Annotated in this window: 20 protein-coding genes; 15 read left to right on the top strand and 5 right to left on the bottom strand. The window is 60.6% G+C overall.

The annotated features are described in order from the left end of the window. Positions 1-71: 71 nt before the first annotated feature. Positions 72-1001, bottom strand: a complete 930-nt coding sequence (locus tag PQR62_RS21115; RefSeq protein WP_408160008.1) for a FecR domain-containing protein — start codon at positions 999-1001, stop codon at positions 72-74. Positions 1002-1038: 37 nt separating this feature from the next. Continuing rightward, positions 1039-1569 carry a sigma-70 family RNA polymerase sigma factor gene (locus PQR62_RS21110; protein WP_408160007.1) on the bottom strand — a complete coding sequence of 177 codons (531 nt, stop codon included), beginning with the start codon at positions 1567-1569 and terminating at the stop codon, positions 1039-1041. Positions 1570-2226: 657 nt separating this feature from the next. On the opposite strand from PQR62_RS21110, the gene PQR62_RS21105 reads away from it, so the two are divergent. The 4 genes from PQR62_RS21105 to PQR62_RS21090 all read left to right on the top strand — a co-directional run bounded on the left by PQR62_RS21105 (position 2227) and on the right by PQR62_RS21090 (position 7383). After that, entirely contained in the window at positions 2227-2748 is a 522-nt protein-coding gene (locus tag PQR62_RS21105; protein ID WP_408160006.1) for a sigma-70 family RNA polymerase sigma factor, read from the top strand. Further along, complete coding sequence (locus PQR62_RS21100; protein ID WP_408160005.1) at positions 2745-3713, top strand: FecR domain-containing protein; 969 nt, start codon at positions 2745-2747, stop codon at positions 3711-3713. Before PQR62_RS21105 ends, PQR62_RS21100 begins: the two co-directional genes overlap by 4 nt. Before the next feature lie 105 nt (positions 3714-3818). After that, positions 3819-6266: a TonB-dependent siderophore receptor gene (locus PQR62_RS21095; RefSeq protein ID WP_408160004.1), complete on the top strand. Its 2448-nt coding sequence runs from the start codon at positions 3819-3821 to the stop codon at positions 6264-6266. Positions 6267-6273: 7 nt separating this feature from the next. After that, on the top strand, positions 6274-7383 hold the full coding sequence (locus tag PQR62_RS21090; protein WP_408160003.1) for a PepSY-associated TM helix domain-containing protein: 1110 nt from the start codon (positions 6274-6276) through the stop codon (positions 7381-7383). Between the two features lie 39 nt (positions 7384-7422). Here the strand turns inward: PQR62_RS21090 and PQR62_RS21085 are convergent, their stop codons facing one another. From PQR62_RS21085 to PQR62_RS21075, 3 genes are all read right to left on the bottom strand, one after another. After that, complete coding sequence (locus PQR62_RS21085; protein WP_408160002.1) at positions 7423-7737, bottom strand: hypothetical protein; 315 nt, start codon at positions 7735-7737, stop codon at positions 7423-7425. 359 nt (positions 7738-8096) lie between these two features. Further along, positions 8097-8486, bottom strand: coding sequence for a tautomerase family protein (locus PQR62_RS21080; RefSeq protein WP_408160001.1), 390 nt, complete (start codon positions 8484-8486; stop codon positions 8097-8099). 155 nt (positions 8487-8641) lie between these two features. Further along, positions 8642-9523, bottom strand: a complete 882-nt coding sequence (locus PQR62_RS21075; protein ID WP_408160000.1) for a MurR/RpiR family transcriptional regulator — start codon at positions 9521-9523, stop codon at positions 8642-8644. 287 nt (positions 9524-9810) lie between these two features. Here PQR62_RS21075 and PQR62_RS21070 point away from each other — a divergent pair, with 287 nt between their 5' ends. The 11 genes from PQR62_RS21070 to PQR62_RS21020 all read left to right on the top strand — a co-directional run bounded on the left by PQR62_RS21070 (position 9811) and on the right by PQR62_RS21020 (position 18763). After that, positions 9811-10644: a transporter substrate-binding domain-containing protein gene (locus PQR62_RS21070; protein ID WP_408159999.1), complete on the top strand. Its 834-nt coding sequence runs from the start codon at positions 9811-9813 to the stop codon at positions 10642-10644. Positions 10645-10655: 11 nt separating this feature from the next. Further along, entirely contained in the window at positions 10656-11291 is a 636-nt protein-coding gene (locus tag PQR62_RS21065) for a DUF1989 domain-containing protein (protein ID WP_408159998.1), read from the top strand. Positions 11292-11296: 5 nt separating this feature from the next. Continuing rightward, positions 11297-11932 carry an urea carboxylase-associated family protein gene (locus tag PQR62_RS21060; protein WP_408159997.1) on the top strand — a complete coding sequence of 212 codons (636 nt, stop codon included), beginning with the start codon at positions 11297-11299 and terminating at the stop codon, positions 11930-11932. Between the two features lie 16 nt (positions 11933-11948). Beyond that, positions 11949-12629 carry an amino acid ABC transporter permease gene (locus PQR62_RS21055; RefSeq protein ID WP_408159996.1) on the top strand — a complete coding sequence of 227 codons (681 nt, stop codon included), beginning with the start codon at positions 11949-11951 and terminating at the stop codon, positions 12627-12629. A 1-nt stretch (position 12630) separates the two neighbouring features. Beyond that, positions 12631-13305 carry an amino acid ABC transporter permease gene (locus tag PQR62_RS21050; RefSeq protein ID WP_408159995.1) on the top strand — a complete coding sequence of 225 codons (675 nt, stop codon included), beginning with the start codon at positions 12631-12633 and terminating at the stop codon, positions 13303-13305. Positions 13306-13311: 6 nt separating this feature from the next. Beyond that, the gene (locus tag PQR62_RS21045) at positions 13312-14127 is read left to right on the top strand and encodes an amino acid ABC transporter ATP-binding protein (protein WP_408159994.1); all 816 of its coding nucleotides are present in this window, start codon (positions 13312-13314) and stop codon (positions 14125-14127) included. Continuing rightward, positions 14124-14786: a DUF1989 domain-containing protein gene (locus PQR62_RS21040; protein ID WP_408159993.1), complete on the top strand. Its 663-nt coding sequence runs from the start codon at positions 14124-14126 to the stop codon at positions 14784-14786. Before PQR62_RS21045 ends, PQR62_RS21040 begins: the two co-directional genes overlap by 4 nt. Before the next feature lie 420 nt (positions 14787-15206). Next, a complete protein-coding gene (locus PQR62_RS21035; RefSeq protein ID WP_408159992.1) occupies positions 15207-15551 on the top strand; it encodes a LysE family translocator in 345 nt (114 codons plus the stop codon). Between the two features lie 267 nt (positions 15552-15818). Further along, positions 15819-15959, top strand: a complete 141-nt coding sequence (locus tag PQR62_RS21030) for a hypothetical protein (protein WP_408159991.1) — start codon at positions 15819-15821, stop codon at positions 15957-15959. A 450-nt stretch (positions 15960-16409) separates the two neighbouring features. Beyond that, positions 16410-17114 (top strand): sugar dehydrogenase complex small subunit, encoded by a 705-nt coding sequence (locus PQR62_RS21025; RefSeq protein WP_408159990.1) that lies wholly within the window; start codon positions 16410-16412, stop codon positions 17112-17114. Continuing rightward, a complete protein-coding gene (locus PQR62_RS21020) occupies positions 17111-18763 on the top strand; it encodes a GMC family oxidoreductase (protein ID WP_408159989.1) in 1653 nt (550 codons plus the stop codon). The genes PQR62_RS21025 and PQR62_RS21020 overlap by 4 nt, the downstream gene beginning before the upstream one ends. Positions 18764-18767 lie beyond the last annotated feature (4 nt).

Here is an 18767-nt window from a genome sequence, read left to right as displayed (position 1 = left end):
CATGGTCCGGCAGCCGGCCATGTCTCTATTCCGAACGAGAAGAAAAAAGTGATACGGTGCGCGCAGTTTTTTTATGCAGCGGATACCGATACCCAATATCGCGTGATATAGGTAATGCTGACAGGCAATACCTGCAGTAACGCTGCCAGGGTCTGGTCCGTGTCACGTATCGAGAAGACACCGGAGACGGGGAGGTCGGCAACCGTCGGATCGCAGTACAGGAAGCCGCTGCGATAGCGGGCCAGCGTGGAGAGAAATTCCCGTAACGGCATGCGCTCGGCAATGACCAGGCCACGCAGCCATTCCTCCCCGCCCAAGGGCGAGGCCCGCGCGGGGCCGACGTCATGACCGTCGAAGCTGGCCTCCTGGCCGGCATTGACTACCAAAACAGCGTCACCTTGCCTTGGACGCAACTCCACCATGCCCTGGCTGACGGCAACTCTAGATCGGTCATCATCGAGGCGCACCGTGAAGCGGGTGCCAATGGCCCGGGCCCGTCCATAGCGGGTTTCCACGATAAAGGGACGCGCCGGCTGGTGTCCGTCGGCGGCGGTGGCGACGTGGATTTCGCCCCGTAGCAAGCTGATACTGCGGACGTGTTCGTCATAGACAATATTCACCGCGCTATCAGTATTGAGTGTCAGGCGCCCGCCATCAGGAAGCGTTACTTCACGTTGTACGCCGGTCCTAGTGCGGGAATCGGCTGCGATGACCTGCCATTGCGATGTATTCCTTGCGCCATATAACGCTAGTCCACTGCCGCTGATGAACAGCAAGGTGCGCAGTGTGCGACGCCGCGCAGTCAACTTGCGTGTGTCTCGCAGCGCTCCTGCAATCGATGGACTCGCCATATCGAGCAAACGGCTATCCATTGCCTGTATGTGCCGCCAGGCGCCTTGCTGCTCAGGTCCCAAACCGAGCCAGTGCTCGAATTGCCGGCGTTCTTCCACTGAACTCTCTCCTGACCAGAAGTTGACCTGCCACTCCAGCGCTTGCTGCATGATGGCGGCCGGGATCTGGGCGGACGGGGTGTTTATGTCAGGCATTGCCGCCCAGGCAGGCCATGCAGGATTGCGCCGCCTTTAGCATGTACTTGCGTACAGTCGGCACTGAAATGCAAAGCTGGGTGGCGATTTCGGTGTAGGTAAGTCCTTCGAAACGCGAAAGCAGGAAGGTTTCACGTACCTTGGCAGGCATTTCATCCAGCATGGCATCGATGCGCACCAGCGATTCAAGAATGATGGCCCGTGATTCTGCCGAGGGTGCATATTGCTCCGGAATACGCGCCAATGTGTCCAGCCAGGCAGTTTCCAGAAGACGTCGACGGTGCATATCGATCATCAGACCTTTGGCAATCTGGGCTAGATGTGAGCGTGACTGCTCCGGAATCGGCGAATGTCCGTTGAGCAACAATCGAACAAAGGTATCCTGGGAGATATCTGCGGCGTCGAAAGCGTTACCGATCCTGCGCTGGAGCCAGCCAAGCAACCAATGATGGTGTTCGCGATAGAGGTTATCCAGCTCCCTTGTATGAAGGGGGCCTGCAGATGAGGGCGCTGCGAAAGCCACGATGATCTCTATTAATGATAATGCTTCTCATTTTATTGATATATAAGATGAGAAGCAAGTAATCAGATTCCGTAGCGGCATCACGGTCTTGGTAGCACTTCGGATGAGACAGTCCGCTTCTGGCCGGAATCAGCCATAGCCTCCAGATAGTCAGCCCGTTTTCAGCTAGAACATGTCCAAATCGTTTTGCTCGATATCCCGACTTCGCATTGGGTCTGTAACTTGGCAACAGTACTCACCGTCTTTGCTTGTACAGATGCGATAGCCGCAGTGATCATCATCCACCATGAGAATTTCGAAGAGACTTCCTCGCGCAACGTGGGTGATTTTCTTATATGGCAAAAACTGATCTCTGGCTCTTTAAGCGCGAGTAGGGTTTCAATCTCTGCCATCTACCTTTCCTTTTCAAATGGATTTGTCCGCTTCTGCCGCCGATAGCAGACGACGCCGTCCTTCGCATTGAAACATGCGATAGCTCAGTCATTCAGAATGTGGTCGACTTCTATCGCTCCTCCTCCAAGAAATGTCGGCGTCAGCACTGATTTGACGTTCGTCACCTTCAGTGCGAAAATCTTAATGAGAATAATTACCAATTAAGATGTTCGCCCAGCCAGTATCGGGTGCCCGCACAACGCCTTCCCATCGGGACTCCTCAAAGTGACCGATTCAACCAGCGCGCTCTCCGAGCTCTATCGCCACCATCACCGATGGCTGCAGGGATTGCTACAGCGCAAGTTGGGCAATGCCTTCGATGCTGCAGACCTGGCGCACGACGCTTTTCTGCGACTTTTGCTGAAACCGCGCGCTTTCGACAGTTCCGACGGCGCTCGCGCGTACCTGAGCACCATGGCCAAAGGCCTGTGTGTGGACCTGTGGCGCCGTCGCCAGGTCGAGGATGCCTGGTGGCAGGCGACCGAGGCGATGCGCCATCCGCTGGCAATTTCCGAAGAGGAGCGGCTTCAGATCGTCGAGGCACTCTATCAGGTCGACGCCGTACTAGCCCGTCTCAGCGAGAAGGCGGCGCATGCCTTCATCCTGGTCCAGATCCATGGCATGACTTACAAGGAAGTTGCACAGGAGATCGGCGTGTCCGAGCGCATGGTCAAGAAATACATGGCTAAAGCCATCCTGGAATTCGCGCTGCTGGAAGTGAAGCTGGCAGCGGAGGCGCTGCAATGAATGCGCCCGACCTTCAGTTCGCCAGCCTGCAGCAGGCGGCCGAATGGTATTCCGTACTACACTCCGGCGACACCACCCCGCAGGAACGACTGCGTTGGCAGGCCTGGCTGGCCGAGCGCGAAGAGCACCGGCAAGCCTGGGCGCACATTGAAAACGCCAGTCGCCGTTTTTCCGGCCTGACCGGCGAACAGCATCGCGAGGTCGCCGGTCAGGCCTTGCGCAATAGCCAGTCCGAGTGGCGCCGCAAGCGCCGCACCTTGACTCGTCTGCTGGTCCTCGGAGCCGCCGGCGGCGCAATCTGGAAATTCACATCGATCCCTGAAGCGGTGCTGGCGCTGCGCGCCGACTATCGCACCGGCGTCGGCGAGATCAGAAAAATCGAACTGCCGGACGGCACCCACGCCTGGCTCAACACCGCCACCGCGCTCAACCTCGACTTCAGTCCGTCCACCCGCTTCGTGCATCTGCTGGCGGGCGAGGCCTTGTTCGAGACGGCCAAGGATGCAACCCGTCCATTCGTTGTGGCGACTGGCCAGGGCCGCATGCGCGCGCTGGGTACTCGCTTCACGGTGCGGCGCTTCGATACCCGCACCTTGCTGTGCGTCTACGACGGCGCCGTCGAGATCAGGCCTGATGCAGGCGGAGGCCCTCTGACCGTGCACGCTGGCCATCAGGCCGAGTTCACCCATGCCACAGCCGGGCCCTTGCAACCGGTCGACCGGGCACGTGAGGCCTGGTCAAGCGGCGTATTGCTGGCAAATGACATTCCGCTTGCGGAGTTCGCCGGCGAACTGGCTCGCTACCGCCGGGTGCATCTGGACGTGGCGCCGGCGGTCTCGGGTCTGCGCGTCATGGGGGCCTATCCCGCCAACGACATGGACAAGTCCATCGACCTGCTGGCCGACGCGCTCTCGCTCAGGGTGCGACGCATCCTGCCCTGGTGGATCACCCTGGAACCGCGCTGACGGAACGGGCCGAAGGATTTATTTTTCGCGGTGGTTCCCCTTTTACTGCGCTGGATCGATTCGGAAGCAAGGACCTTCCACATCAAACCAGATTCAGGGGACAACATGCTTTCTCGCAAGAACACCGGCATAGGCCGAACACGATCCATCGGCGGCATACAGCTGCGCCGTCTCAGCCTGGCCGCACGGCTCATCTGCGCAGGCGTATCGCTGACGGCATCCATGTCGATGCCCGCCGCCGCCCAGGAAAGTGCGGTACGGGCCTACGACATCCCACCCGGCCCCTTGACGCCTGCGCTCAACAGTTTCGCCCAGCAGTCAGGCACTTTCCTGGCAGGCGACTCAGCCCTGACGGATGGCAAGCGCACCAGGGGGCTGCGCGGCAGTTACACGACGCGCGAAGCGCTTGGACTGCTGCTGGAAGGCAGCGGTGTGGCCGCAGCGCAAAGGCCCGCCGGCGGCTACGTGCTGCGTGCACAGCCGGCGGGCAGCACGACGAACGATATCCTGCCGACCGTCGAGGTGAACGCCGCGACCGAACCGTCCACGGCCTCGGTCTATGCCGGTGGCCAGGTCGCGCGCAGGTCCAGCCTCGGACTGCTGGGCCAGCGCGATTTCATGGAAACGCCGTTCAACGTCACCAGCATCACCGCCGCCACCATCCAGAACCAGCAAGCGCGCACCATCGGCGACGTGGTCAAGAACGATTCCTCGGTGCGCACCATCTGGCCGGATGTCAGCTACATCAGCCAATTCACCATCCGGGGCTTTCCCACACAAACGCAGGACATGGCGGTCAACGGCCTCTACGGCATCGTGCCGCCGCAAATGACCGGTGGACTCGAAGCCGTGGAGCGCGTGGAAATCCTCAAGGGGCCGAGCGCCTTACTCAATGGCATGGCGCCGACCGGCGGCGTGGGCGGCAACATCAACCTGGTCACCAAGCGTGCCACCGACACGCCGATTACCCAGTTCACCGCGAGCTACTACTCGGATGCCCAGTTCGGCGCCCACATCGACCTTGGCCGGCGCTTCGGCGAAGACAACAGCTGGGGCATCCGCTTCAACGGCGCCTATCGCGATGGCCGTACCGGCGTGAATGATCAGTCGCAGCGCGCTTCCTCGGCCACGGTCGGCATCGACTACCGCAACGACAGGCTACGGGTCTCGGCCGACCTTGGATACCACGAGATGCGTACCGACGCGCCAACCCGCATTGTCTATACCGACAACGCCAATTTCCAGATACCGGCTGCGCCGGACAACACGCTGAGCCTGGGCCAGCCCTGGTACTTCGCCAGGTCGAACGACACTTTCGGCATGATCCAGGGCGAGTTCGACCTGCTGCCGGACCTCAGCGTCTACGCCGCCGCCGGCGCCCGGAATAACGATTTCCTCGGCCTCTATAACTTCGTCTATCTGCAGAATGCAAATGGTGCTTTTCGCGCCAATCAGTATTTTCAGCCGACCTTTTCCAATACCAAGACGGCGACGGCCGGCCTGAAAGGGAAGTTCGACACGGGCCCGGTCCGGCATGAATTCAACCTCAGTGCGACGAGCCTGCATACCGATTCCGGCGTGCTGGCGCCGGTGATTTCCACCTATAGCTCCAATCTCTACAATCCCGGCAGCGTTGCCCAGCAAAGTCTTGCGCCGTACGCCAGTTCGGCGCCGAAGACTTCCGAGTCCGACCTGGACAGTCTGGCCATCGCCGACACGCTTGGCTTGTTTGATCAGCGGCTGTTATTGACGCTGGGTGCGCGACAGCAAAATGTGAAGGTGCGCAACTTCAGTGCGGTGACCGGCGCGCAGACCTCGCTATATGACCGCAGCAAAGTGACGCCTGCCGTCGGCCTTGTCTTCAAGCTGGCGCCCTCGCTCAGTCTCTATGGAAACTACATCGAAGGTCTGAGCCAGGGGCCGACGGCAACGGCGGGCACCGTCAATAGCGGCGAAGTCTTCGCACCCATCGTCTCGAAACAGTATGAAGGCGGTGTCAAATACGACGGCGGCAAGCTGGCAGCCACTGTCGGACTGTTCCAGATCGAACAGCCCAGCGGCATCGTCAATCAGGCCACCAATGTGTATGGGCTTGATGGCGAACAGCGCAACCAGGGGCTGGAAATCAACATGTTCGGCGAACCCGGTGCCGGCGTGCGGGTATTGGGCGGCGTGACCTTCATCCGCGGGCTGATGAGCAAGACCGCCGGCGGCGTCAACGACGGCAAGAAGGCCGTCGGCGTGCCAACGACCCAGGCAAATCTGGGCGGCGAGTGGGATCTTCCTTTCGTGCCGGGATTCACATTGACGGGACGCATCATCTATACGTCTTCGCAGTACTACAACGTGGCCAATACGCAGAGCATCCCGTCCTGGACACGCCTGGACGCCGGTGCGCGCTACACCGCCACGATCTCGGGCAAGCCGGTGGTCATCCGCGCCAGCATCGAAAACCTGCTGGACAAGAATTACTGGGCAGCCGCGTCGAGCTCTTTCGGTTTGGCGCGCGGCGCGCCGCGTACGCTGATCATCTCGACCACCTTCGATTTCTGAGTCGGACATGATGGTATGGGGCATCAGGCTGCCGGTATGGCGACGGCTGCATCGCTGGAGCAGCCTGGGGTGCACGATTTTCCTGCTGTTGTCGTGCCTGAGCGGCCTTCCACTGATTTTCAGCGACGAGATCGAAGCCCTGATCGGTCGTCCTCCTGCATTGTCCGGACCGGCGCTGGCAGTGACGCCTGGGGATCTGGATGCGATGGCCGCAGCTGCGACCCGCCGCTACCCGCACGAGCGCGTCCGCTTCATTTTCTTTGACCGTGACGAAGGGCAGATCAAGGTAGTGATGGGGTCGCAAGACAGTCCGGATCGAAGTCGCGATCATCCGCTGGTCTTCGATGGCGCAAGTGGACGATTGGTAGATGAGCCGCCGTCGCTGCTCAGGCGCCGTTGGGAGTTCATGCCCTTCGTGCAGCGGCTGCATACCGAATTGCTGTCAGGATTCGCGGGGGAGATGGTGCTGGCGGCCGTGGGCTTGCTGGCGCTCATGGCGGTCCTGTCGGGTGTCGCCCTGTATGGGCCTTACATGAAGAACCAGGCTTTCGGCGCCCTGCGCCGTGGCCGCCGCCGGACCTGGTGGCTGGATCTCCACAATCTGATTGGCATCGCGACGGCGGTCTGGGTGCTTGCCATCACCGCAACCGGCATCATCAATGAATTCGCCAAACCGCTGGCGGCGGTATGGCGTAGCGGGCAGATGTCCAGGCTCGCCGCGTCCGGCAACACGCCTGTGCCGTTCGAGGCTCTGCCCTCAATCCAGGCTGCGCGTGACGCAGCGGCCGCGGCACTGCCCGACAACAACGTCACCAGCATCATCCTGCCCAGCAGAAGCTTCAGCAATCCTGCGCATTACCTGATCTGGACCAATGGCAATACGCCGCTCACTCATCGATTGTTTTCGGCGGTGCTGGTCGATGCCCGCAGCAACAAGGCCGTTGCCGTCGCCGAGATGCCAGGCTATCTGAGATCGCTCCAGCTGGCTCGTCCGCTGCACTTTGGCGACTATGGCGGTTTTCCGCTGAAACTGATTTGGGGCGCATTCGACGTATTCGCTATTTTTCTGTTGTTGAGCGGATTGTATTTATGGTTGAAGAGGCCGATGAGAGCGTGATTTGGATGTCGGCTTCTGGCAGACAGCGGACTTTGGAATCTACGCTGACGGGAGGCAAACAGAGCGCGTCACCAATACGAAGCGCTGTGGAGGCAAGATCATGGTCAATGCTTCTGACGGTGAAGTATTAAATACGATACGCGTTAGATAAAAGTCATATTGAAGATACGGCTCGCTACTTGCTGTGATATTCCTGCCGCTGCCTTTTAACGGTTGCGTGGCGGAAGTATATTTAAAATATCCGGAAGTTCCTTTTTTACCGGCAAGCCCAATGCTGAAATTTTCCAACTTTGCCGTGAGGCGACGAGGGATGTCGTCTATTTCAATTTCAACATTCTGCTTGTCGAATTGCACTGTTTGCCCCTGGCGCAAAGGAATCTGTAAGGTTACAGAAAGGCTCTGTTTGTTTTCTCCCGGGCCCAGGAAACGGATATGCGAACTCCCTCACCTAAGGCTATGCTGTTATTAGCTTCTCCCCGGTTCGTACAATATGCGGTCGTGTCATTGCTAGCCGATGCATGTAGATATATATCGTCGTTGCTGTGCAGCCTCGCAAGCGAAATGAAACATACCAACAAGAGTTTGAATAATTTTGTGTTCCACACGAGCATATTTGTACTTTTAACCTAGAAATTCTCTCTAGGAAGCAAGATTCTTGTTATTGCAGTTCCGCTACTGGCAGGGGCCGGTTCTCGATTTCTGGAAGATGCGACTCATACGTTAAGGTTAAATCCGAGATTCACTTCGGACGCGGGTTGACCACCTCGGATACCCCAATTTTCCAGAGGTGGTTCGTTGAGAATGATAAATACGTCATCCGCCGCAATACCCATCTCTCCAAAGCGAGACACTATTTCTTGGTAGAGTTGGCGCTTCGCTTCCAAGGATCGTCCGGGGAAAAGCAAAATCTCTACGAATGTATAGTTTTCAGACTTGCCGGGCGGGACGGCAAAGTGCTCTTCTTTATGTTCTATGTAGCGAATTTGCCTGTCGTTTTCGGGGACTTTCAGCGCGACTCGCTGGGCCTGGTATACAGCCTCGATCAGCGCTTGGACTTCACTGGGCGGACGGCTGCGACGCACTTCAATTTTAGCGAATGGCATGGATAGCTCTCCCAGATGTTTTTAAACTGAAAATTTTAACTTGCCCGCTTCTGGTCGATTGGAATCCTGTGCAACAGGAGATATGGCGGAGGTCAGCAAGGGTTCAGTGAGCCAGACACCTACCGTAGGCAATAGATGCGCCACGCGACTCGTATTTACTCCAGTTCTTTCATCTTCTGATGCAGCACTTCGACGCGCTGCAGGTGACCATTACCGCGTTCGCGCAGTCGTTCCGCCGTCAACGAGCAGATCAGATTGACGATCGCGGAGACGGCCACCACGCTATCGAACAGCATCATGCCGTCGGTATGGCAGCGAATCACCCAGTCGGCGCGCCGGGCCGGCTTTCCCGCAATCACGTCGGACACATACAGCGTCTTCACTCCCGCCTCCGAGAGCGCCTCCATCGCCAGCGAGACGGCCGGCACTCTGCGCCGCAGGCCGACTACTATCGCCATGTCGCGCTCGTCCAGATCGCCCAGGTACTCCGCCAACGTATCACCCGGCGCCGGTAACACCAGCACATTGTTGCGAACCTGTACCAGCTCACGGCGGATCATTTGCGCAATCGTATGGCTGTGGCGATAGCCGATAATTGCGACGCGCTGTGCTCCGGCAATGCAGTTTACCGCTTCACTTAGTACTTGCTGATCCAGCGAGCGATAAGTATTAGCCAGGTTCGACACTTCATGGTTCAGGTGCGCCTCGATTGACGCACCGAGCCCACTGCCTGCGTCCTTCTCTCCCCGTTTCTGCAGATACAGGGGCGATCCACCCACCAGCGCCGCGCGTGCGCTTTCCCTGGCATCGTCGTAGGACGCATAGCCGAGTTTCTGAAAGAAGCGCGTTGCCGTTGCCTTGGATACCTGCGCGCTCTTGGCAAGTTCGGTGGCGGTTTGCATCGCCAGTTGGCCCGGTGCGCTGAGGATGGTGTCGGCCAGCCGCAGGTCGATTTCCGACAGCTGGTCATACAGCTCGGCAATACGACTTTCGATGGAAGCGGAGGCCTTGCTTTTCTTGGTCTGGGTGGTCGGCATGTGGGTCCGTAGAACGTAGTCTGAGATGAAACGCGATGGTGCAAGAATTATTCCAATGAGGCGCGCCGCACTTGTTTTGTGCGGCAGGGTGCTGGAATGGAACGAGGGACATTGTATGTTGCCGCGGCGGCATTGAAACAGTTATTTCAATGATCCTCTCTATGAATCCATTGTTTCCATGGATTCTTATTGAGGAACATATGTTTCTACATAGACTGGCATGAAACATGCATTGCATTGATCGTCTTGCCGTTCTCTCTCGTCCGCCAACCTTTAGGAGTCCGCCCATGTCCGCCCAACGTCTCTCCCGTTTCCTGCTTTCCGCATTGTTGTTCTGCAGCGCCGCCGCGCACGCCGACACGCTCGACGACATCAAGAGCCGCGGCAAGATGATCGTCGCGATCGACCCGACCTTCGCCCCCTATGAGTACACCGACGCGTCCAATGCCATCGTGGGCTACCACCCGGCCGTGCTGGCTGCGGTGGCCAAAAACATGGGTGTGAAAATCGAATACCAGCGCATGGCCTTCAGCGGCATCATTCCCGGCCTGCTGTCGCGCTCCTTCGACATGGAAGGCTCGGCGCTGAATGTGACTGCCGAGCGCGCCAAGCGCATCGCCTATGTGGTACCGACCGGCAAGACCGTCAACGGCCCCCTGGTGCGCGGCGACTACACCAAGATTCCGGCCAAGCCGACGCCGGAATCGCTGGCCGGGCTGACCGGTGCAGTGAAGACCGGCAGCGCGCCTGAGAGCATCCTCAAGCAGTTCAATGACACGCTCAAATCGAAGGGCCTGGCGCCGATCACATTGCTCAGCGTGGACAGCGTCGACCAGACTGTAGCGGCGCTGATGACGCGGCGCGCCGACTTCGTCTTCGACGACCTGACCGTTCTGGCCGATGTGATCAAGCAAAACCCCGGCAAGATGAAGATCACCGGCGAACTGGGCCCTTCGCAATGGATCGCGCTGGCCACTCGTCCCGAAGACACGCGCCTGAACAAGGCCGTCAGCGACCAGATCATGGCGATGAAAAAGAGCGGTGAGCTGGCCAAGCTGCAGCAACAATACCTCGGTGTGACCTTCGCCACGCCGGACACCGATTTCATCCCTGCCAAATAAGACGTAGCCGTATGTGCAACCACACCCATTCCCTGACCGTGCAAGCCGGTCACGGCCGGACCTTCGAGGTGAAGGCAGGCCAGTTCCTCACCATCATCGACGTCGAGGGCCAGCAGGCGGCCGACTTTGTGGCCGTCGTGGCCGGCAACAAGGCCGAGAAACTGTCGCCCACGCACACCCGCCGCAAGCTCAGCTCGATCTTCTTCGACGTCGGCGACTACTTGTACTCCTCGCTCGACCGGCCGCTGTTGCGCGTGGTGGTGGACACCGTTGGCGTGCATGACGCCAATGTGCCAGCCTGCGACGATACCCGCTTCACTATCGACTTCAACGTGGTCGGCCACCGCAATTGCCTGGACAACATGCATGAAGGCCTGGCATTGCACGGGCTGTCGAAGTTCGACGTGCCGGAGCCGTTCAACCTGTTTCAGAACGGCCCGGTCACGGCCGACCGCCGCATGCAGGTCACCGATCCCACCAGCAAGCCGGGCGATCACATCACCTTCGAAGTGCTGGAAGACCTGTTGTGCGCAGTCTCATCCTGCCCGCAGGACATCATTCCCGGCAATGGCCTGCGCGTGACCGACATCGACATTTCCATTCACGACGCCGATCCGCACAGCGGTGCCACGGCATCCACCGACTGACTATCATGCTTCTGTTAAAAGAGACTCCCGCCCGTAGCCCCCTGCAGCCGAGCCGCATTGCCGTGCCGGCCGGAGAGAGCCGCGCCATCGACGTCAAGGCCGGCCAGATTCTGCGCATCGAAGCAAAAGAGGCCGGCGTCACCGCCATGCTGTTCGCCTTCGACAGAGCCAATCCGGACATTTTCATGTCGGTGCACCACACCCGCGTGTTCAGCAATTCCTATGTGCTGCAGGCCGGCATGCGCATCGTGAGCAACCAGCGCCGCGCGCTGATGGTGCTGGGCAAGGACAGCGTCGGCATGCACGACCTGCTGATGCCGGCGTCGACCACCGCATGGCTGGCCGCCAACGGTTACGCAGGCCGGACCGGCTGTGTCGAGTCGGTATCGGCAGTCATCCGGGAGCAGGGCTTGAACCCACCCAAGCTACCCGACCCGATCAACCTGTTCATGCATGTCGACCTGGATCAGAAGGGTCGTATCATTCCCTTGCCGAACCGCAGCCGCGCCGGCGACTTCATCGCTTGCCGCGTGGTCGCGGACATGGTCTTCGTGGTGTCCGCCTGCTGCTCCGGCGTACCCGGCAACGACAAGCCGGGCGCGCTGGAAGTGGCCGTGGCTGAAGAGCTGAACGCGCTGTAATCGACGGAGAGCTTGTATGTGGCTGAGTCCCCAGGTGATCCAGAGCATTCCCTCGCTGATCGATGGCTGGATGATGACGGTCGCGCTCACCGTGCTCGGCGCGATCGGTAGCCTGATCTGGGGCCACATCGCCCTGGCGATGCAATTGGCGCCGCTGGCGCCGGTGCGGTGGCTGGCGCGCCTCTATATCAGCTTCATGCGTGGCACGCCGGCGCTGGTGCAGCTGTTTCTGGTGTTCTTCTCGCTGCCGCTGCTGGGATTGGGCGGGCGTCCTCTGCTGGCGGCGGCGCTGACGCTGGGTCTCAACAGCGGCGCCTATACCGCTGAAATCCTGCGCGGCAACCTGCGCATCGTCACGCGCGGCCAGATCGAGGCAGCCACCGCACTGGGCATGGCGCCGTGGCGCATTGCCGCGCGCATCGTGATGCCGCAGGTACTCAGGACCAGTATTCCGGCGCTCATCAACGAATTCACGATTCTCCTGAAAACGACGCCGCTGGCCTCGGTCGTCGCAGTGACGGAACTGACCTACGCAGGGCAGATGGTGATCGCACGCACTTATACCTCGTCCCAGATCATGCTGATGGTGAGCCTCGGTTATCTCGCCGTGGTGCTGCCGGTGCTGGCGCTGGGCAAGCACCTGACCAGAATGCCGCGCAGTGCGGCAGCACCGCTTGCCACCACAGGGAGAAGCTGACATGGCCTTCGATCCCGGCATCCTGACCGAACACGTACCGGCCTTGCTCAGCGGCCTGGTCGACACGCTCTGGCTGTGTGCGGCCAGCGCGGTGCTCGCCGGTCTTCTCGGTGTCGTACTGGTGGTCTTGCGCCGCATCGGGTCGCGCCCGCTCGCCGCGCTGATCGACGCCTATATCGCGGTCACGCTGGCGCTGCCCTTGCTGGTGCTGCTCTACGTGAGTTTCTACGTCCTGCCTGATTTCGGCCTGCTGCTGCCGGCTCCGGTGGTGGGCGTGCTGACGCTGGCAATTTACTACGCACCCTATATCGCCCAGGTGATCCAGGCCGCCATCGATGGCGTGCCCAAGGGTACGGTGGAAGCCGCAGTCGCCATCGGCATGTCGCCGCTTGCCGTCGCGCGCAGGATCGTGGCGCCGCAGGCCTTGCCCTTGCTGCTGCCGACCATGACCGGGCTGGCGATCGGTCTGTTCAAGGATTCCGCCTTGCTGTCGGTGATCTCGGTGCATGAATTCATGTTTGCTGCCAAAAGCGTGGTGTCCGAGACCTACGCGCCGCTGGAAGTCTATTGCATGGTGGCGCTGGTCTACTGGGCCGCTACCGCATTGCTGCATGCGCTGACGCGCCGCTGGGAACAGCGTATCGCCGTGGCTCACGGAATCCCCTTAACTCGCTAGCCTGCCATGAACCAAGCTGAACTCCATTCGAACGTGACCGGTGCCATCGCCCTGCGTGCGCGCGACATCGTCAAGTCCTTCGGCTCCCAACGCATTCTCGACGGCGTCAGTCTGGATATCGAGCGCGGCAAGGTGGTCTGCATCCTCGGGCCCTCTGGCTCGGGGAAGTCGACGCTGCTGCGCTGCCTGAACTGGCTGGCGCCGCCCGATGCCGGCGAGGTATGGATCGGCGACGAACGCGTCGGCGTGAAGGAAGGGCCGCAGAGCAAGCCGGTGCCCCGTTCCGGACGCGAGATCCGCGCGCAGCGCAGCCGTATCGGAATGGTGTTCCAAAGCTTCAATCTGTGGCCGCACATGAACGTGATCGAGAACGTCATGGAAGGTCTGATCTCGGTCAAGGGTATGGCACGCCTCGACGCCAGCGACATCGCTGCCGAGGCGTTGCGCAAAGTGGGGCTGGCAGGCAAGCACACGGCGGTTCCCGCCTCACTGTCCGGCGGCCAGCAACAGCGCGTGGGCATCGCCCGCATGCTGGCCATGGCGCCGGAAGTCATCCTGTTCGATGAGCCGACCTCGGCGCTCGACCCCGAGCTGGTCGGCGAGGTACTCGCCGTGATGCGCGGCCTGGCGGCGGCGCAGACCACCATGATCGTGGTCACGCACGAGGTCGCATTCGCGCGCGACGTAGCCGACCTGGTGGTGTTCATGGACGGCGGCAAGATCGTCGAGATGGGCTCGCCGTCGCAGGTGATCGACCAACCGTCATCGGCGCGCCTGCGCCAGTTTCTTCAACGCTTCAATCCGGAATCTTCCACATCATGACCTCTTCTGCTTCTATTACCGTACCCGCCGGCCATGGCAAGGCCGTTCGCCTCAAGGCCGGACAGGCCGTACGCGTGGTCAACACGCACGGCAGCCAGGTGGTCGACTGCTGGGCATGGAATGCTTACGACCTGGCCGAATACATGTGCATGGAAACCACGCGCGTGTGGAACCAGCGCCTGAATCCCATCGTCGGCGACAGCTTCGTGACCAACCAGCGACACCCCATCCTTACCGTGGTGGAAGACGCCACGCCCGGCGTGCACGATACCTTCATGGCCGCCTGCGATCGCAGGCGCTATGAGCTGCTCGGCGTAAAACACTACCACCGCAATTGTTGCGACAACATGTTCGAAGGCATGTTCGAACTCGGCGTGACGCCGCCGCGGCCTAATCTGGCCTCGTTCAACATCTTCATGAACATCCGCGTGCAGCCGGACGGCATCACGCTGAAGACGCTGCCGACCGTGACCAAGCCCGGAGACTTCATCACGCTGCGCGCCGAGATGGATTGTTTCGTTGCGTTTTCGGCCTGCCCGCAAGACATCGTGAAGATCCAGGGCCAGGGCGACAACACACCCAAGCCGGTCGAAATTATGGTTCTGGACAATTTTTACTCCGATCTGCCCGGCACCCACACGTGGGTGCCGCAAGACTGACTGTCCGGGCCCCGGCCCGGGCCTGAACCATATCGGTGAAACCCCGGGGGCTACAGTGAAACTGCGATCATCCTGGCCTGCTGCTCCTGCTACTTCGCCAGCAAGATGAGCAACTCGCCGGCAATCACTTCCTGATGATCGTGAAGGGCAGATCAGTTGCCGCCGCCGGGTCGGAAGGCTCGGCAGGAAAGGGCGCGGGACGTTATCTTTGAGTAATGCTGAGGAGAGCATATGGCGACCTCGGTTGATTGTGCGGATGTCTTTTTCTGGCCGAAAACGTTCAGGCCTGCCATGTCCATGTCACCGCTTCGGCGAGCATGTTGCCGGACCAGGCACCCGGAGGCGTCCGGAATATGCCGCCCTCCGCGCCTGCCGCTGATAAAATCAGGACTTCTCCTTCGCCTGAAAATGGGACACCACATGGACGCCTTATTCTTCATCCCCATCGCCGTCATGCTGGCGCTCGTCCCCGGGCCGAACAACTTCTGTGCGCTCAACAACGGTATTCGACGTGGCGTCGGCACCGCTTTGCTGGCCACCTTCGGCAGGGTCACTGCGTTTGCCATTTTCCTGACGATTTCGGCGGTGGGCCTGGGCGCCATGCTGCTGGCCTCGGAGACCGCATTCACCGCCGTGAAGTGGGTCGGCGCCCTGTATCTGTTCTATCTCGGCTGGCGCACCTCGCGCGGCGTCGCGCGATTGAACAAACTCACCGGTGGCTTTTTCATCGGCGCCGGCGCGCTGCTGCTGGCGGCACGCCAGTAAATCCGGCGAAGTCTGTGATCGCTGAACGCGTTTCAGGTGTCAGGCATGAGAAGGCCCGCGTCAGCGGGCTTTCTTTTTGGGCGAGGCGAGCGTTTGCGGTTCTGAGGTTGTGCTTGTATTTCATTTGCAATAAACAGTCGTCGTTGCTGCAACAGATCGGTAACCGTGCACCGGCATTCTGTCTGCATGGATCAAGGACGGCAGACGAGGTAAAGCAGATGCCGTCATGAGCCATCCTTGATCTGAACCCATCGACAGGAGTTTCCCATGCGTATCGCACTCATCACTTCCAGCCTCGTCCTGTTCTTCGCCAGCCCTGCCGCACACGCCAGAGGCGGCCCCATGCTCGCCAAGCAGCTCGGCGCCTTGCTCATGAGAGAGATGGAAAGACTGCTGTCAGTATTCTGAAGGCGCGAGCAGCAGGCCGGATCAGGCCTTTTTGAATGATCGAACTTGCCTGCCGCCGATGCCTTGACGTCGGACCAGGGGCCATCCAACTTCAGGCGCCACCATCTGCCTGAACATCACGCAATGCGGCGACACCGCAGCGAAATAGCGCTGCGGTGTCGCCACGTCTGATCTCCGATTTTGCATCGCCTCAAGCATGTTAGCGCTAACAGCGTTATCATTGAATCCTCATTGCTCCGCATTTTTTGTGTTCGCGCAGATTTTCCTATTGCACAAACATCGAAAAATTGCGCATTCCGTCAGCATGATTTTCGATTCAGCAGGAACGTTTCAAGGCTTTGGCTGCTCTGTCTGAAACAACTCAGCAAAACAATCAATCGCCGCCAACAAAAAAACAGCAGGAGTTTGCACAATGCGCCAGGTCCGTCAACCCAGCCAGGGAGTCGCCATATGAAGCGCTCTCATCCTACCGATCCGGGTTCATCCACTGACTCTCCCGGGTCGTCGCCCTCAGGCAACACCGTCCGACTGACCGGCGGCATCAGCCGCCGTCACGTGCTGATCGGACTGGCGGCGCTGATCGCCGAGGCCGGTTTCTGGAGCAATCCGCTGTTCAGCAATGCGCAGACGCCGCCGGCCACCGGTCTGGCCGGCGCCGGTGCAGCGCCGACGGCGACGCCCGAAGCAGCGGCCTTTCTGAAGTTCTCCACGCGCATCACCGGCCATGCCGATCTCAAGCCGGAAACTGCCGGCCGCATCGAAGCGGCAATGCGCAAGAACTACCCCGATTTCGCAGCGCAAGCACCCCGGCTGGCGACGCTGCTGCAAGACCATCAGGAGCCCAAGGCGCTGCTGGCGGCGGCCACCGATGCCGGGCTGCGCGAGCTGGCACTGGCCATCGTGGCGGCCTGGTATACGGGCACGGTCGGCAGCGGCAAGAACGCGGTCGTGGTGTCGTATGCCGAAGCGCTGATGTATCAGCCCGTGGCCGACGGCCAGACCGTGCCGACCTACTGCAACTACGGCCCGCTATGGTGGACCAAGGCGCCGCCGGCGATCCGCGTTTCGGCGCCGGTTGCGCCCGCGCCCGCCCCTGCTCCGGCCACCACCGGCACTCCCGCAGTAGTACCGCCAACTCAATCCAAATCGCTATGAAACTCCCCACCTTTACTGCCGATGGCGACGCCACCGCAGATGTTGTCATCGTAGGCACCGGCGTGGTCGGCGGCATGATTGCCGATCAGCTGGTCAGCCAGGGCCACTCCGTGCTGATGCTGGAAGCCGGCTTGCGCATCGAGCGCGCACAGGCGGTTGAAAACTGGCGCAACATGCCTTTTGAAAACCGCGTCGGCTCCGACTATCAGGGCCTGTATCCGCAAGCGGCAAACGCACCGGCGCCGCTGTATTTCCCCAAGAACGATTACATCGCGCTGTCCGGCCCCAGCGGCAGCAGCTTCCAGCAAGGCTATCTGCGCACCGTGGGCGGCACCACCTGGCACTGGGCGGCGTCTTGCTGGCGTCACCTGCCGGTCGATCTGAAGATGAAGTCGACCTACGGCGTCGGCCGCGACTGGCCGATTTCCTACGAAGAGCTGGAGCCCTACTACTGCCGCGCCGAAGAAGAAATGGGCGTGGCCGGGCCCAACGATCCGGCCATGCAGTCTCCCAGCGAACGCAGCCGGCCGTATCCGATGGACATGGTGCCCTGGGGCTACGGCGACCAGCGCTTTGCCGAAGTGGTCAATCCGCACGGCTACAACTCGGTGCCGATTCCGCAGGGACGCAGTACACGTCCGTGGCAGGGCCGGCCGACCTGCTGCGGCAATAACAATTGCCAGCCGATCTGCCCCATCGGCGCCATGTACAACGGCATCCACCACGTGCTGCGCGCTGAAATGAAGGGCGCCAAAGTGCTGGCCGAAGCAGTGGTCTACAAGGCCGATACCGATCAGAACAATCGCATCACCGCCGTGCACTGGTATGACGCCGGCAAGAAGTCGCACAAGGCCAGCGCCAGAATTTTCGTGTTTGCCTGCAACGGCATCGAGACGCCACGGCTGTTGCTGCTGGCTGCCAATGCCGCCAACCCGAACGGTCTGGCCAATTCGTCGGATCAGGTCGGCCGCAACATGATGGATCACTCCGGTTTTCACTGCACCTTCCTCGCCAATGAGCCGATCTGGACCGGCCGCGGCCCGGCGCAGAGCAGTTGTCTGGTGGGTCCGCGCGACGGCGCCTTCCGCTCCGAGTATTCGTCCAACAAGATGATCCTCAACAACATCACGCGCGTCGGCCCGGCGACCCAGCAAGCGCTGAAACTGGGCCTGGTCGGCCCCGAACTGGATGATGAAATCCGCCGCCGCGCGGCCTATGGCGTGGATCTGTCGATCAGCCTGGAGCCGCTGCCGGAAGCGGAAAACCGCCTGACCCTGAGCCAGACCCGCAAGGATCCGCTCGGCCTGGCCTGCCCCGACATTCATTACGACGTCGGCGACTACGTGCGCAAGGGTGCGGACGCGGCGCACAAGCAGCTGGAACATATCGGCCAGTTGTTCGGTGCGGTGGAGTTCAACATCACCACCAGCCTGAACGCCAACAACCACGTGATGGGCGGCACGATCATGGGCAGCAATCCCAAGGATTCGGTGGTGGACGGCAATTGCCGCGCCCACGACCACGCCAATCTGTGGCTGCCGGGCGGCGGCGCGATGCCCTCGGCGAGTGTGGTCAACAGCACGCTGAGCATGGCGGCGCTGGGTCTGCGCGCGGCCGACGATATCAGCAAGACGCTGGCGAAAGGCTGATCCG

Source organism: Herbaspirillum lusitanum (genome assembly GCF_046025995.1).
GTDB classification, from domain to species: domain Bacteria; phylum Pseudomonadota; class Gammaproteobacteria; order Burkholderiales; family Burkholderiaceae_D; genus Herbaspirillum; species Herbaspirillum lusitanum_A.
The sequence above is the reverse complement of the archived record's forward strand: the minus strand, read 5'-3'. Positions and strand labels throughout refer to the sequence as shown.